The organism is Bartonella sp. MR168JLCBS, from assembly GCF_042194175.1.
In genome coordinates this window covers 38,535-52,421 of sequence record NZ_JBHIMP010000004.1, presented here as the reverse complement: position 1 = coordinate 52,421, position 13,887 = coordinate 38,535, and the positions used below count along the sequence as shown (strand labels likewise).

The window sequence follows — 13,887 nt, the reverse complement described above, 5'->3', positions numbered from 1 at the left end:
TATGGCTAAAGCAGCAACCATTAAGATCAAGCTTTTATCAACTGCAGATACCGGTTTTTTCTATGTAACAAAGAAAAACAGCCGTACAATGACAGATAAAATGAGCAAGCGTAAATATGATCCAGTTGTAAAAAAGCACGTTGAATTTAAAGAAACAAAAATTAAATAAATAGATGTTATACTCCAAAAGAAATGTGGGGATATTGCTCTTCAAAGTTATTTTTTGAGGGGCGTTTTTTTGTTTCCTTAAGTTTAAAAAGTTTACTTTAAAATTTGTATGTTTTGTACGGTTTTGAATAAGTTGATTTATTATTTAAGTTGCTTACATATATTCTACATGAATATTTGATTATTGTGATATCTAACGAAAATTTTGTCATTAAAACGAAACATTGTTTCGTCATATGAATAAAATTTCTCGGACGAATTATAAGCAATACTAAAATAGAGTGCGTTATAATAATGTTAGCAGTTTCTTGGTTTCATGAAAAAAAATTCTCATTTTAATCTAAGAAGCTTAAAAAAAATCACTGGTTTCAATATTTTTGTTGCAGCTAGCATTCTTGTTTTTATGTCAATTTATTTTAAGCAGAATCAGCCGTTGCCTCAAAAAGAAAAATTTTCTTCTCAAAACTCTGTTAAAGGAAATGCAGTAATCATTGATGGCGATTCTATCATGATTTCTTCAATTAAGATTCGACTGGTTGGAATTGATGCTCCTGAACTCCACCAATTTTGTGGAAAAAAGAAGGAACGCTACCCTTGTGGACTTGAGGCTAAAAAATATTTAGAACAACTACTAGACAATCAAACTGTTACATGTCACTGGCATAAAATAGATCAATACCGTCGTGTTCTTGCAACATGTAAAACAAAACAAGTTAGCAATATCAATGCAACGCTTGTACATAATGGTTGGGCTGTAAGTTATTATGAATACCCTAAAGAAGAACAAGAAGCTAGAAAGAAAAAAAAAGGAATATGGGCATCAAGTTTTCAACGACCGCGAGAATGGCGCAAAACAAATCCTCGCACTGAATAAGAAAAATATTTTTTAATTTCATTGACCAATGAAACGATGTAAACAGATTATCAAACTTGAAAAAAAAATCTATTCCTGTCGTGTTTGTATCCAACAACCACATTATTTTCCTCCTCTTCCTCACGAACCAAATCCCGTCGTTTATTTATCCGATACGGCTTCGATTGCAATTGCAGGACAAGCACCAGGATTGCGTGTCCATGAAACTTCTATCCCTTTTAATGATCACTCTGGCAAAAGGCTGCGTGATTGGCTGGGGGTAACGAAAGAAGAATTTTATAACAAATCTCTTTTTGCTATTGTTCCTATGGGATTTTGTTTTCCAGGTTATGACAACAATAAAGCTGATTTACCACCAAGGCGTGAATGTCGAGAAATATGGCATGAAAAGATATTCCAAGCGATGCCTCAAATAAAGCTTGTTCTTGCTATTGGCAGTTATGCGCAAAAGTGGCATATTACAGAATTAAAACATAAAACTGTTTCAGCAACCGTTAGTGATTGGAGAAATATTCTTTCCATCCCCCAACCTCAAGGCTATAATGTTATGCCTTTGCCTCATCCATCATGGCGAAATACTTCTTGGTTACAGAAAAACCCATGGTTTAACGATGAGCTTATTGTATATCTGCGTCGTTTAGTGCGTAAATTTTTATAAATTAAAATATTGAGAAAAAATATGGATCGTCTTGACCGAAAAATTTTACATCTTTTGCAAGAAAATGCGACACTTTCTGTTGCTGATATTGCTAAAAAAGTGGGACTTTCGACCACTCCTTGCTGGCGTAGAATTCAAAAACTTGAAGAAGATGGTGTCATTCAGCGTCGTGTTGCCGTTCTTTCTCCAGAAAAAGTAAATGCGCATGTCACTGTTTTTGTGTCTATTCGCACAAACACACATAGCCATGAATGGTTTAAGCGTTTTTCAAAAATTGTGCAAGAATTCCGTGAAGTCATAGAATTTTATCGAATGAGCGGAGATATTGACTATTTATTGCGTGTTGTTGTGCCCAATATTGAAGCTTATGATCTTTTTTATAAAAAATTAATTTCTAAAATTGACATCCGTGATGTCTCATCTTCTTTCGCAATGGAACAGATTAAATATACAACGGAACTTCCACTTAATTATATTAAATTACACGACAAGACGCATGAACAAAACTCTTAAGAGTTTTTTATATCGTCTCATTATCTTTTAGGCATTCAAACTTTCTTGTTAAAAAACCACCGTTTGTGCATGTGTTAAAACAGCAGCTTTGACAATACCAGCTGCCATAGCTGCTCCTGTCCCTTCACCAAGACGCATCCCCAAATCAAGAAGTGGTTCTTTGCCAATTTTTTTTAAAAGTTTACGATGAGCTGCCTCAGAAGAAACATGTCCAACAAGGGTATGATCAAGAGCTTTTGGATGCATTTTATAAAGGACCGCAGCAGCTGCTGTTGCCACAAAACCGTCTAAAATCACGGGTATTTTTTCTATTCTTGCTGCTAAAATAGCACCAACCATAGCAGCAATTTCACGTCCTCCTAAGCGACGCATTATCTCAAAAGGATCATTAAAATAATCCTTATGCAAAGAAATAGCTGTATTAACCGCTGCGATTTTACGCTGATAAAAATCACCTTCTGATTCCTTACCATTTTCTGTCCATTCTTCCACTTCTCCTCCAAACAATGCTAAGCATAAAGCTGAAGCTATTGTTGTGTTTCCAATTCCCATTTCTCCAATACATAAAAGATCTGTCCCACCCGCAATGGATTCCATTCCAAATGCCATTGTAGCAGCTGCACTCCGCTCATCCATTGCAGCATCCTTCGTAATATTCATTGTTGGATATTCCAATGCTAAATCAAATATTTTTAATCCAAGATCATAAGCAATACAAATTTGATTAATAGCAGCTCCACCAGATGCAAAATTTTGCACCATCTTTTGTGTCATCGATTGTGGAAATGGTGTAACATTTTCTTCTACTATACCATGGTTTCCAGAAAAAATAGCGACCAAAGGTCGCGTTACGATAGGTTTTTCTGTGCCCCTCCATCCCGCATACCAAACAGCAATATCTCCCAGTTTTCCCAATGTTCCTTGCTCTTTTGTTAAGTTTTTTTGCCGTTTTTTTGCCAAGATTATAGAAAACTCATCAGCAACAGGTAAATTTGTAAGCAAAGCACGAAAATCATCAAATGGACTAGCGGTCATAAGGATACCTTTTAAAATCTACAATGTTTATGAAAATCACGTCATATATACAGGATATGAATAATTTATTGTTTTTTTAAACAGTGCTTAAAAAACGTTAAATATTATGAAAGCAATGATTTCTATTTTCTAATCAAATAACGAACATGAAAGATTTAAAATATTATCAATATGTTATTACTATTTTTACATTATGCTCTTAACCTATTTCTCTATTAAATAGGAGCAATCAGCATGTTGTTTAATATATAAATTCTAACATTCCTTCTATAACAAAAGTTGCAAATTTTCAGAAACTTATAAAATCGAAGGGATCAAAATGATCATAAAGAAATCAAAACACAAAGGATCTCAATTTTAACATATGTTAATTGTCAGGCTGTTATTAAATGAGAGCATAAAAAGCTTCTTTTAAAATACATATATCTGCATTTGGTTTTGTTGCGTCATTTGATAATATTTGCCTCCATCGACGTGCCCCACCCCGCCCATGAAATAAACCAATCATGTGACGCGTCACATGAGAAAGCCGCCCTCCCGATGCAATATGTCGAGCCGCATAATCACACATAACCTCAATAAGATCACTCTCACTCAGATTATTTTGCGCCTCATCATAGAGTTCAAAATCAATATGTTTTAACAAAGCTGGATCATGATAAACTTGGCGACCAAGCATGACAGCATCACAGAAAGTTAAGTGTTCTTTGATCTCATCAATCGATTTAATTCCACCATTTATCCCAATGAATTTATGAGGATATTTACGTTTTAATTTATAAACCCTTTCATAATTAAGGGGCGGAATATTGCGATTTTCTTTCGGACTCAATCCTTGTAGCCATGCCTTGCGTGCATGTATCCAGAGCGCATCACATCCAGCATTCCAAACCTGATTAGCCAAAAGATCTAACGCTAACTCTTCATCTTGTTCGTCCACTCCAATCCGACATTTGACAGTTACTGGTATAGTAACCTCTCGTTTCATCGCTTCCACGGCATTTGCCACAATGTCTGGATGTAGCATCAAACAAGCCCCAAAGACACCAGCTTGAACACGATTTGATGGGCAACCGACATTGAGATTTATTTCGTTGTAGCCAAAATCTTCAGCAATTCGTGCAGCTTCTGCTAACTTTTTCGGATCTGCCCCCCCTAATTGTAATGCAACTGGGCGTTCTTTATCGCTAAAAGCCAACAATTGTTTGCGAACACCATGAATGACAGAATCTGCTACCATCATTTCCGTATAAAGGAGTGCTTTTTTCGTTAAAAGACGATAAAAAAACCTGCAATGTCGGTCTGTCCAATCCAACATTGGTGCTACTGCAAATTTTACAGGCGATGGAAGGTTGTAAAATATCATGAGGGTATTACTCTCATATCCCTATAGCTCTCTCTCTTTATACATAGAAAAATACTTACTTTTAGTTTACGGAAATTTTTATTCCCTTATACTATAATTTTTATTCCCTTATACTATCATGAGTATAATAACAGCCCATTATCTTCAATTGATATAACGATTTACTACAATCAATCATGATAAAACACAATATGGCATTTCTTATAGATTATCGTTCAGGTATATAAACATGAAAAAATTTTTCACTATAATATAAAAAACTCATTTACAATTTCTTCTTACGCTCATCAAGCCTCTATCCTTACATGATTTAGCGCAGCGTTTAAGATAATAAACGATAAACTAAAACATTGTACAATTTTTCATAATAGATTTAATTTTCTTTAGATTTTTTTAACTTATTGTGCAAATAAACGCTACAGAAAGTACTTTTATCTTCTCCTCAAGAAAGAACAAAAATCCTTATTTCACACGAATCTAATTATAAATCATTTTTTCTCAATGAGTTATTCTTGGTAATATTCTTGGATTTCACTTTATAAGATAGATAAATTCCATCCTAAATGTTTTATCTAATTTTACCATTTTATGATTCTTGCAAAAAAACTAAAATTAGGGCATAGACAATCATTGTCTTTTTAATATGTATGATTGACATCAGTATCTCTTGAAGGAAAATATTTTACAATATTGCAGATAAAATTTGTAAAATGAAATGATCATAAACGTTGTTCAATCTCTTGTTTGCTTTGCATATAGGAAGAAAGAATGTCAACCTCTTGTTCATTAAATAGGAGACCAAGTTTTGAACGACGCCATAACACATCTTCACATGCTTTAGCCCATTCTTTTTCCATCAACCATTTTACTTCTACTTCATAAAGCCCATGTCCAAAATCTTTTCCTCTATTTGCCTCACCATGTTCAAATATCACTAATGCTTCCGTACCATAGGAGCGTGCAAGCCTGCGATGTGTAAAAGCATCTAAATCTGGCATCAAAAGAGCAATCTTATTTTCGATTATATCTAATTGATTATAGGGAAAATCACCCCCTGGAAGTACTGTTTTAGCTGTCCATGATGCTCCCTTTTTACCAAGCGCTTTTTCAACAAATTTCATCGCATCTTCAGCCAACTTACGATAAGTTGTAATCTTTCCTCCGTAAAGATTAAGAATCTTTGGTGTTGTTCCTGTTCCCATTTCTTTTAAAACATAATCGCGCGTAATTTCTTGTGCTTTTGAAGCTCCATCATCATAGAGTGGACGAACTCCAGAGTAAGACCAGACAATTGTTTCAGGTAACACTGGTTGTATGAAATATTCACTGGCTGCTGCACAAATGTAATCAATTTCTGTATCAGTAATATGAACGTCAGCCGGATCTCCTTGATAATTACAATCTGTTGTTCCAAGCAAGGTAAATTCTTCTTGATACGGAATAGCAAATATAATACGCCCATCACCATTTTGAAAAATATAAGCACGATCATGAGTATAAAGCTTGGGAACCAAAATATGAGAACCTCTAACAAGTCGTACTGGTGGATGTTCTTTACAGTCTAATATGTTTGCTAAAACATGATCAATCCAAGGTCCTGTCATATTCGCGACATAAGAAGCTGTGACACTATATTCTTTACTACTTAACTTGTCTTGAAGAACGATACGCCATTTATTGCCTTCTTTTTTTAAAGAGAGAACTTCTGTTCGTACTTTTATATCAGCTCCCCACTTTTCTGCATCACGAGCATTGCCAATAACTAAACGCGCATCGTCTACTCTTGCATCAGAATATTCAAAACCTCTCTGATATTCTTTCTTCAGTGTAGAGCAAAATTTTTTTGAAAAATTAATCGTTTTACTGCGCCACAATTTCTGATTCCAATTCCCTAAATAATCATAAATAAAAAGTCCAAAACGCAACATCCAAGCAGGACGCAATTCTTTATGATAGGGAAGAAGAAAACGCAAAGGACGCACAATATGTGGAGCCATACGTAAAATGATCTCGCGTTCTTTCAATGCTTCACGAACAAGTTTGAACTCATAGTGTTCAAGATAACGAAGCCCACCATGAATAAGCTTTGTTGACGCACTTGAGGTCCCAGATGCAAGATCGTTCATTTCAGCCAATCCCACTTTAAATCCGCGTCCTGCTGCATCTCTTGCCAATCCACACCCGTTTATCCCTCCCCCAATGATAAACAGCTCATAATGTGTTGTGGTTTTCATAATTTCACTTTTCATTATTTAGTTTTGTTTCTCAGTACTCAATAAAGCAATAGGAAAAAAATAATACAGGTGTTCTTCATTGTATTATCAACGTACTTTTTCCTAAAATATACACGCACAAAAAGCTTTTGATACCCTTACACATCAAAACAACATTTGACAAATTAAAGAGAATTTTTTTATCTTTTACAAAAAATAATCCTTGCCAAGCCAAGGTTCATCATATGAAGTCTTTTTAGAGAAAAATTGATGTTTTTTCTCATTCTTAAATACACACTATAGCTAAATGCTTTATTGCACATAGATAACGCTTTTCATATAGTTCACTCAATGACACGCTAGGAAATGTGAAGGTATACAGATGACTCATCACTCTCAAAATTCGAAAATAACACCTCTTTCAAAAATTTTAGTCCCAGTTATGTCGAGTATTTTAATCTTTTTACCTTCTTTATCAAACGCAACATCACACTCAAAAACAGCAAATCATTTAAGCTTAGAAAAGCTTAAAACACAACTTTTGGAAGATTCTAGCTTTTTATCTAAGCTTAAAGAAAAAATGATACCATATAATGATTCTCATCATATTCAACAAATTGTCAGAGAGTACCTTCTTACTCATCCAGAAGTTCTGATTGAAATGCAGCTTATTCTTCAAGATAAGCTGGAAAAACAGAACGAATACGAAAACAAAATACAAACTTCTGTCATCCATTTATTAGAAAAAGAAATTTTTCATTCTCCTCATGACGCCGTTTTTGGAAACCAAAATGGTAAAAAAGTGCTTGTCAATTTTTTTGATTACAACTGTGGATATTGTAAAAGTTCCTATTCACATATAGAAGACTTGATAAAAGAATATCCAGATTTAAAGGTTATTATTAAGGATTTACCAATTTTAAGCTCTGATTCTATGGCAGCCCATACTGTTGCCTACGTATTTCGAAAACAATTTCCAGAGAAATATCCTCAGTTTCACAAAACGCTTTTAATGTATCAGGGCCGCGCAAATGAAGCTAAAGCTATTAAAGTAGCTGTTTCATTAGGAGCAGATGAAAAAAAACTACGTAATGCAATAAAAGATCCCACTCTACAAAACGCTTTTAAAGAAAATATCCAAATTGCCTCTAAACTTCATATTACGGGAACACCTTCTTACATTATTGGTAATAAAATATTCATTGGCGCAGCCAGACAAGATACTCTAAAACAAGCGATAGACAACACACGGTGAATACCTGATCAGTTTTAGGAAGAATACTGTAAATGAGGTAATTTTATGCTTTCTCTTTTTTGATAACAGGCTTATAAGTGCAATTTTGCGTAAAGCAGATACGAGTTTTAAATTGCAAAGTATAATGATTTAAAGGAAATAAAAATCTTTAAAGCCTCAAAAGATATCATCCCTAATCTAGAGATATGCAGTCATAAAATGAGATAATGACGATCTTCATTGATCAAGGAGTTAGAAATAAAATGGCAACAAAAAAAATGGATTCGGCAAAAACCGCAATTGATACGAAAATTATTCGTGATCTTGCTGAAATTTTGAATGATACCAATTTAACGAACATTGAAGTTGAACAAGGGGAGCTTCGTATTTGTGTCTCACGTCAAAATACCTTAACTTCTTCTGAGCAAGCCATCTATGCTCCTGTTTCTACTCCTACTTTTTCTGTAACATCTTCTCCAGTCCCAACAACTGAATCTCCTATACAATCTATCCAAGAAGATAAATCAAAAAACACAATAACCTCTCCGATGGTTGGAACAGCTTATCTTGCACCTTCACCAGGCGCGCAACCTTTTGTAGAAGTAGGACAAAATGTTTCTGAAGGGGAGACATTACTTATTATTGAAGCCATGAAAACAATGAATCAAATTTCATCACCACGCTCAGGCACGGTAACCACTGTTCTTGTCAAAGATGGCCAACCTGTTGAATTTGGTGAACCACTTATTATTGTTGAATAAAGCGAGGGGCAACCATGATTCAAAAAATACTCATTGCTAATCGGGGAGAAATTGCTCTTCGCGTTTTGCGTGCATGTAAAGAACTTGGCATAAAAACCGTGGCTGTTCACTCTACCGCTGATGCAGATGCAATGCATGTTCGTCTTGCTGACGAAAGCGTTTGTATTGGACCTCCTCCTGCTCGCGATTCTTATTTGAGTATTCAGCAAATTATTGCTGCTTGTGAAATTACAGGAGCTGATGCTGTTCATCCAGGTTATGGCTTTCTTTCTGAAAATGCAAAATTTGCAGATGTTCTAGAAGCCCATGATATTACATTCATCGGTCCAACAGCTACTCATATCCGAATCATGGGCGATAAAATCGAAGCAAAGAAAACCGCTAAAAAACTTGGTATTCCTGTAGTTCCCGGTTCAGATGGAGCAGTCACTGAAGAATCAGATGCTTTACGCACTGCTCGTGAAATTGGTTATCCAGTTATTATCAAAGCTTCTGCCGGTGGTGGTGGACGTGGTATGAAAGTCGTTCATTCTGAACAAGAATTTTCTATAGCTCTCAAAACAACGCGTTCAGAAGCGAAAGCTGCTTTTGGTGATGACGCTGTTTACATAGAGAAATATTTAGAAAAACCCCGTCATATTGAAATTCAAGTCATAGGTGATGGTGCGGGAAATGCTATTCATTTAGGAGAACGCGATTGTTCACTTCAACGACGGCATCAAAAAGTATGGGAAGAAGCTACATCACCTGCACTTAACGAATCTGAACGGAAAAAAATTGGCAGTATTGTTGCAAATGCCTGTGCCCAACTTGGATATCGTGGAGCTGGTACTGTTGAATTTCTTTATGAAAATGGTGAATTTTATTTTATTGAAATGAATACGCGTTTACAAGTCGAACATCCTGTAACTGAAGAAATTACGGGTATAGATTTAGTCCATGAACAAATCCATATTGCATCAGGCTGCAAGCTTTCAGTGACACAAGATGATGTCTGTTTTTCTGGTCATGCCATTGAATGCCGTATTAATGCAGAAGATCCTATTAACTTTACGCCATCACCTGGAACCATTACACATTTTCATACACCTGGAGGTTTAGGGATTCGTGTTGATTCAGGTGCTTATTCAGGTTATCGTATCCCTCCTTATTATGATAGTATGATTGGAAAGCTGATTGTTCATGGACGTACCCGTTTAGAATGTATGATGCGTTTACGGCGTGCTTTAGATGAATTTGTCGTCGATGGGATAAAAACTACACTACCTCTTTTTCGCGATCTTATTAATAATCAAGATGTTGCTGATGGTAATTATAATATTCACTGGCTAGAAAAATACCTTGCTCATCAATCAAAGTCTTCAGATTCGTAATTCGATAGCAAAATGGTGAATTCCTATAAAAGATTCTATAAGATATCAACATAAGGATAATTCCAACCTTGCTGTAAAAAGTGGTAAAAGAGGAAATAGATTGGTTATTTTTTATTTGTTATACAGTTTTCTTTTAATATGTACAAAATTTGATAATTTTCTGTTTTCCTTTTTGCGAGTTTGTGCTAACTCCTACGTGGTTACGCCCTTATAGCTCAGTTGGTAGAGCACCTGATTTGTAATCAGGGGGTCGGGAGTTCGAGTCTCTCTGGGGGCACCATATGATTTTTTAATTACGTGTAGCTTATTCATTTTCCGATCCTTTTTAAATTCAGGAGAAGATAGAGCTGGGCGTGAATTTAAAAAACGTGTTATTTTTATCAAATTTCTTTTTTAATGCTTTAAATTCAGCCAATTCCTACCAAGGAAAATATTAGAGTTTAAGTTTCTAATGAATATACTAACAACTCCATAACATTGGCAAAATTATCCAGTGAGCCGTTATTAAAAGAATCAGAAAGTTTTTTGTAAAGTTTCTTTCCACAAATATTTTCTTCAATAAAGCCATCTAATGCATCAGCCTTAACTTTAGCAAAGATATAACCAAAGTCTTTTAAAGCTTTAATGCGATAAAGAGTGTGATTATAAAATACATGTGTCTCATTTATTAAAGAAAGTTCTTTTCTTTAATAAGATTATAGCCTTCTATCTAACAGCGTTTTTTGCTGTAAAACTCAAATTATCTACCTGCTCAACTAAAAGAACTTTTATTGTTTAGCTTTTGTGCTTTTTTCAAAGAGATGTGGGCTTTCAAGAATAAGCTTTTCTCGTGCTTTCTGTAACTGTTTAATGACTTCATCAATCTTTGATGGAGAACAAAAAGATTCTTGGCTATTCAACAAATGCAGCCTCTCCTTTCCCTCATATAAACATTGCATCTGAGATTGAAGTATTCTAACTTCTTGAAAAAAAAGACGTCCTGTTTCCTTAAAACCATTGTTAAGTGCAAAAAGTTGATCGGAAATGGATAGCAGAATTTGTTTTAAAAAACGCTCATTTTCTTGGCGTTTACGATATTCTAAAATAAGAGCATGGCTTATCTCATCTAACTGTTTTTTTGTAGAATCAATTTGACGCAATAAATTTGGTTTTTCCCCCATATCACCTTTTCTCACCTTCACAAGCATAGCATGAATATCTAACAACTTAATTGCGGAATGAGATAAATAATCAACAACTGTAGGCGTATTAACATAGCGTTTCCGTGCAATCATCACAAACTCACCTAATGACTGTTTTTTACATTCATCCCGCTATTTATTTTTCATTTTACAAAGCCATTCTAAAGAAAGTGCTAAAAAATATTACCTCCAATGCATTATTCGATGTCCCCTTCTCTCTTTTCACTATCAACGTGGAATCCGTGGAGAGAGAAAACGTACAGGTGTATAAAGGATAAGATGTGTTGTTTTCTCCAACACACTACTACCGTCAGCAAGAAGGGCTTGACTAGGTGACAATTCTGTACCTTGCATAATTGTGGAAGCCAAAGAACCTTCCCGAGAAAGAGCCATCAACGTTGGCGAAGATGCAAAGACATTGTGTGCTCCCCCATCCACATGAGAGAAATCAAGAACAGCTATTCCATTTTTACGCAACATTTCAATATCTGAGCCATCGCCCACACGATGATGTCCACCCGTAAGACGTCCTGAAACCGCGAGAGCTTTATCCGCTCTGGATACTAAAATAGCTGTTGGCTGCGGAAGTTTTTTTATATCATTAAGTTGGCGCTCAAATACATCAACATCAATGTCTGGTGCCGCCATTAATAAACTTGTAATACGACGAATAGGCTTATATTTTTTCTGTAAAGCTAAAGTTCTAAATGCTTCCATTATAACAAAATTGCCCATAGAATGCGCAATAACCGAAATCTGATCAGCATTGGTTTCACTAATAAGTGTTAAAAGCTCTATCAATCCGTCACGGGCAAAATTAGCACTGTCACGATCATAAATATAAAGAGGAACAGATCCGGCAGAAGGCCAAGAATAATGCACAGCGACAACATTTAAAGAATAATCGTGTGTAAACTGTGCTGTACGAAATGTACCATCTGCAAAATTATTATTATACCCATGGATAAAAAGAAAAATTTCTCTTTTTCCTTTTGGCTTTTTTTCTAAAGCAGCATTTAATTGCTGTTTAAACTGTTCTTTATTATCGTATTTTTGCAATGCTACTGCTGCAAAATACTTATCATGCGTAGGTTTATACGCATTTATTTCAACAACTCCCTTTATATGTTGCTGAGGAATTCCTACATCAACGCGATTGTAATGTACTTTATTTGATCGCTCTGCACCATAAGGTTGAGCGTAATTATTTTGCATCATACGACTTGTTGCAACATACACTGGAATGATGGCTTTTGGAGAAATCGGGTTCCCTTCAACTTCCCGTTCTACTGCAGTCATAGAAGGAGTTGCATGCACTCCATGCCAAAGCACAGCGCGTGAATCACTACATGCTGACAATAAAGAAATACAAATAAGAAGTGTTAAATATCTCAAAATCATTATACTTCTCACTGCAACTTCACCCCCACCCTATAAAAATATAACATTTCAAATGCACAGATAAAGTAATAAAAAATGAAACATTATTAGCAACACATCAACAAATAACATACAAAAAAGATTTTTCTATAATGCCCGTAAATCCCCTCTCTCTACATAACTTCATCTCATTACAGAGAGACTCACTGCTAACTGGTGCGGTCGAGAAGACTCGAACTTCCACGGGTTGCCCCACAGCGACCTCAACGCTGCGCGTCTACCAATTCCGCCACGACCGCACGTGGGAAGAAAAACATTTTGGTTTTTAGCCTTTAACAAATCATAAAGAAAGGTACAAGCCAATTTTCTCTTTCTCATAATTTATTTTTATCCGGACAATTTATAACTTAATAGAGATTACTAAAAATATGGACTTTACTACGATCTTTGAATCATCATCATAAAATGTGCTTGTGCAGCTTGATCTTTTTCATAATAACCATGAAAGTTTTTTGTAATTGTTGTAGAGCCCTGTTTTTGGATTCCTCTCATAGCCATACACATGTGCTCAGCCTCAATCAATACTGCTACACCATGAGGCTTCAGATACGTTTTTAACGCGTGAGCCACTTGCGCTGTCATAGCTTCTTGTGTTTGTAAACGACGAGAAAAAATATCTACAACACGTACAATTTTTGAAAGGCCAACAATTTTGTCATTAGGAAGATATGCTATATGTGCTTTCCCAATAATTGGGATCATATGATGCTCACAGTGTGAATAAAAAGGTATATTTTTTACGATTACGGCTTCATTGTATCCTGAAACCTCTTCAAAAACTGTACCTAAGATTTCTTTAACCGATTGACTATAACCACTAAAAAGCTCGCGATATGCCTTGGCTATACGTCTTGGAGTATCTAAAAGCCCTTCTCTATTTGGATTTTCCCCTATCCATAAGAGTAATGTACGAATCGCTTCTTCCACCTCTTCAATACTCGGACGCTTTTCTTCAGATAAAAAAGAATCCTTCGCGTCTTCTTTAACAACATTACGCATTCAAAAACTCCAAGCTTACTCTATACAAAGCATTTGCTCCATACCTATTTCATTTTGTATAATCTCTATATA

General features: G+C 35.3%; 13 protein-coding genes and 2 tRNA genes. 8 read left to right on the top strand and 7 right to left on the bottom strand.

The features are described from left to right. Window position 1: 1 nt before the first annotated feature. The 4 genes from rpmG (at window position 2) to ACFIK8_RS04115 (ending at window position 2,213) form a co-directional block, all read left to right on the top strand. The gene (rpmG, locus tag ACFIK8_RS04130; RefSeq protein WP_004864083.1) at window positions 2-169 is read left to right on the top strand and encodes a 50S ribosomal protein L33; all 168 of its coding nucleotides are present in this window, start codon (window positions 2-4) and stop codon (window positions 167-169) included. 315 nt (window positions 170-484) lie between these two features. After that, window positions 485-1,042: a thermonuclease family protein gene (locus tag ACFIK8_RS04125; RefSeq protein WP_375636071.1), complete on the top strand. Its 558-nt coding sequence runs from the start codon at window positions 485-487 to the stop codon at window positions 1,040-1,042. A gap of 28 nt (window positions 1,043-1,070) precedes the next feature. Then, a complete protein-coding gene (locus tag ACFIK8_RS04120; RefSeq protein WP_375647614.1) occupies window positions 1,071-1,700 on the top strand; it encodes a uracil-DNA glycosylase family protein in 630 nt (209 codons plus the stop codon). Between the two features lie 21 nt (window positions 1,701-1,721). Continuing rightward, window positions 1,722-2,213 carry an Lrp/AsnC family transcriptional regulator gene (locus tag ACFIK8_RS04115; RefSeq protein ID WP_015856433.1) on the top strand — a complete coding sequence of 164 codons (492 nt, stop codon included), beginning with the start codon at window positions 1,722-1,724 and terminating at the stop codon, window positions 2,211-2,213. 48 nt (window positions 2,214-2,261) lie between these two features. On the opposite strand, the gene cobT is transcribed toward ACFIK8_RS04115, so the two are convergent. The 3 genes from cobT to glpD form a co-directional block, all read right to left on the bottom strand. Continuing rightward, window positions 2,262-3,248: a nicotinate-nucleotide--dimethylbenzimidazole phosphoribosyltransferase gene (gene cobT, locus ACFIK8_RS04110; protein WP_375636070.1), complete on the bottom strand. Its 987-nt coding sequence runs from the start codon at window positions 3,246-3,248 to the stop codon at window positions 2,262-2,264. Between the two features lie 385 nt (window positions 3,249-3,633). After that, the gene (dusA, locus tag ACFIK8_RS04105; RefSeq protein ID WP_375644808.1) at window positions 3,634-4,614 is read right to left on the bottom strand and encodes a tRNA dihydrouridine(20/20a) synthase DusA; all 981 of its coding nucleotides are present in this window, start codon (window positions 4,612-4,614) and stop codon (window positions 3,634-3,636) included. Between the two features lie 719 nt (window positions 4,615-5,333). Further along, window positions 5,334-6,863: a glycerol-3-phosphate dehydrogenase gene (glpD, locus tag ACFIK8_RS04100; protein WP_375661427.1), complete on the bottom strand. Its 1,530-nt coding sequence runs from the start codon at window positions 6,861-6,863 to the stop codon at window positions 5,334-5,336. 346 nt (window positions 6,864-7,209) lie between these two features. Here glpD and ACFIK8_RS04095 point away from each other — a divergent pair, with 346 nt between their 5' ends. The 4 genes from ACFIK8_RS04095 to ACFIK8_RS04080 all read left to right on the top strand — a co-directional run bounded on the left by ACFIK8_RS04095 (window position 7,210) and on the right by ACFIK8_RS04080 (window position 10,475). Next, window positions 7,210-8,082 carry a DsbA family protein gene (locus ACFIK8_RS04095; RefSeq protein WP_375668991.1) on the top strand — a complete coding sequence of 291 codons (873 nt, stop codon included), beginning with the start codon at window positions 7,210-7,212 and terminating at the stop codon, window positions 8,080-8,082. A gap of 242 nt (window positions 8,083-8,324) precedes the next feature. Further along, window positions 8,325-8,822 carry an acetyl-CoA carboxylase biotin carboxyl carrier protein gene (accB, locus tag ACFIK8_RS04090; protein ID WP_273787930.1) on the top strand — a complete coding sequence of 166 codons (498 nt, stop codon included), beginning with the start codon at window positions 8,325-8,327 and terminating at the stop codon, window positions 8,820-8,822. 14 nt (window positions 8,823-8,836) lie between these two features. Beyond that, complete coding sequence (gene accC / locus ACFIK8_RS04085) at window positions 8,837-10,195, top strand: acetyl-CoA carboxylase biotin carboxylase subunit (protein WP_375661431.1); 1,359 nt, start codon at window positions 8,837-8,839, stop codon at window positions 10,193-10,195. A gap of 204 nt (window positions 10,196-10,399) precedes the next feature. Next, window positions 10,400-10,475 (top strand) — tRNA-Thr (locus ACFIK8_RS04080). A 487-nt stretch (window positions 10,476-10,962) separates the two neighbouring features. On the opposite strand, the gene ACFIK8_RS04075 is transcribed toward ACFIK8_RS04080, so the two are convergent. The 4 genes from ACFIK8_RS04075 to folE form a co-directional block, all read right to left on the bottom strand. Next, entirely contained in the window at window positions 10,963-11,469 is a 507-nt protein-coding gene (locus ACFIK8_RS04075) for a hypothetical protein (protein WP_015856440.1), read from the bottom strand. A gap of 135 nt (window positions 11,470-11,604) precedes the next feature. Continuing rightward, entirely contained in the window at window positions 11,605-12,777 is a 1,173-nt protein-coding gene (locus ACFIK8_RS04070; RefSeq protein ID WP_015856441.1) for an alpha/beta hydrolase, read from the bottom strand. A 193-nt stretch (window positions 12,778-12,970) separates the two neighbouring features. Then, window positions 12,971-13,055: transfer RNA gene (locus tag ACFIK8_RS04065), tRNA-Leu, on the bottom strand. A 139-nt stretch (window positions 13,056-13,194) separates the two neighbouring features. Continuing rightward, window positions 13,195-13,815, bottom strand: a complete 621-nt coding sequence (gene folE, locus ACFIK8_RS04060; protein WP_375636064.1) for a GTP cyclohydrolase I FolE — start codon at window positions 13,813-13,815, stop codon at window positions 13,195-13,197. Window positions 13,816-13,887 lie beyond the last annotated feature (72 nt).

Coding starts and splice junctions, on each gene's coding strand:
- rpmG (WP_004864083.1), top strand. CDS start 2: ATGGCTAAAGCAGCAACCATTAAGATCAAGCTTTTATCAACTGCAGAT.
- ACFIK8_RS04125 (WP_375636071.1), top strand. CDS start 485: ATGAAAAAAAATTCTCATTTTAATCTAAGAAGCTTAAAAAAAATCACT.
- ACFIK8_RS04120 (WP_375647614.1), top strand. CDS start 1,071: ATGAAACGATGTAAACAGATTATCAAACTTGAAAAAAAAATCTATTCC.
- ACFIK8_RS04115 (WP_015856433.1), top strand. CDS start 1,722: ATGGATCGTCTTGACCGAAAAATTTTACATCTTTTGCAAGAAAATGCG.
- cobT (WP_375636070.1), bottom strand. CDS start 3,248: ATGACCGCTAGTCCATTTGATGATTTTCGTGCTTTGCTTACAAATTTA.
- dusA (WP_375644808.1), bottom strand. CDS start 4,614: ATGATATTTTACAACCTTCCATCGCCTGTAAAATTTGCAGTAGCACCA.
- glpD (WP_375661427.1), bottom strand. CDS start 6,863: ATGAAAAGTGAAATTATGAAAACCACAACACATTATGAGCTGTTTATC.
- ACFIK8_RS04095 (WP_375668991.1), top strand. CDS start 7,210: ATGACTCATCACTCTCAAAATTCGAAAATAACACCTCTTTCAAAAATT.
- accB (WP_273787930.1), top strand. CDS start 8,325: ATGGCAACAAAAAAAATGGATTCGGCAAAAACCGCAATTGATACGAAA.
- accC (WP_375661431.1), top strand. CDS start 8,837: ATGATTCAAAAAATACTCATTGCTAATCGGGGAGAAATTGCTCTTCGC.
- ACFIK8_RS04075 (WP_015856440.1), bottom strand. CDS start 11,469: ATGATTGCACGGAAACGCTATGTTAATACGCCTACAGTTGTTGATTAT.
- ACFIK8_RS04070 (WP_015856441.1), bottom strand. CDS start 12,777: ATGATTTTGAGATATTTAACACTTCTTATTTGTATTTCTTTATTGTCA.
- folE (WP_375636064.1), bottom strand. CDS start 13,815: ATGCGTAATGTTGTTAAAGAAGACGCGAAGGATTCTTTTTTATCTGAA.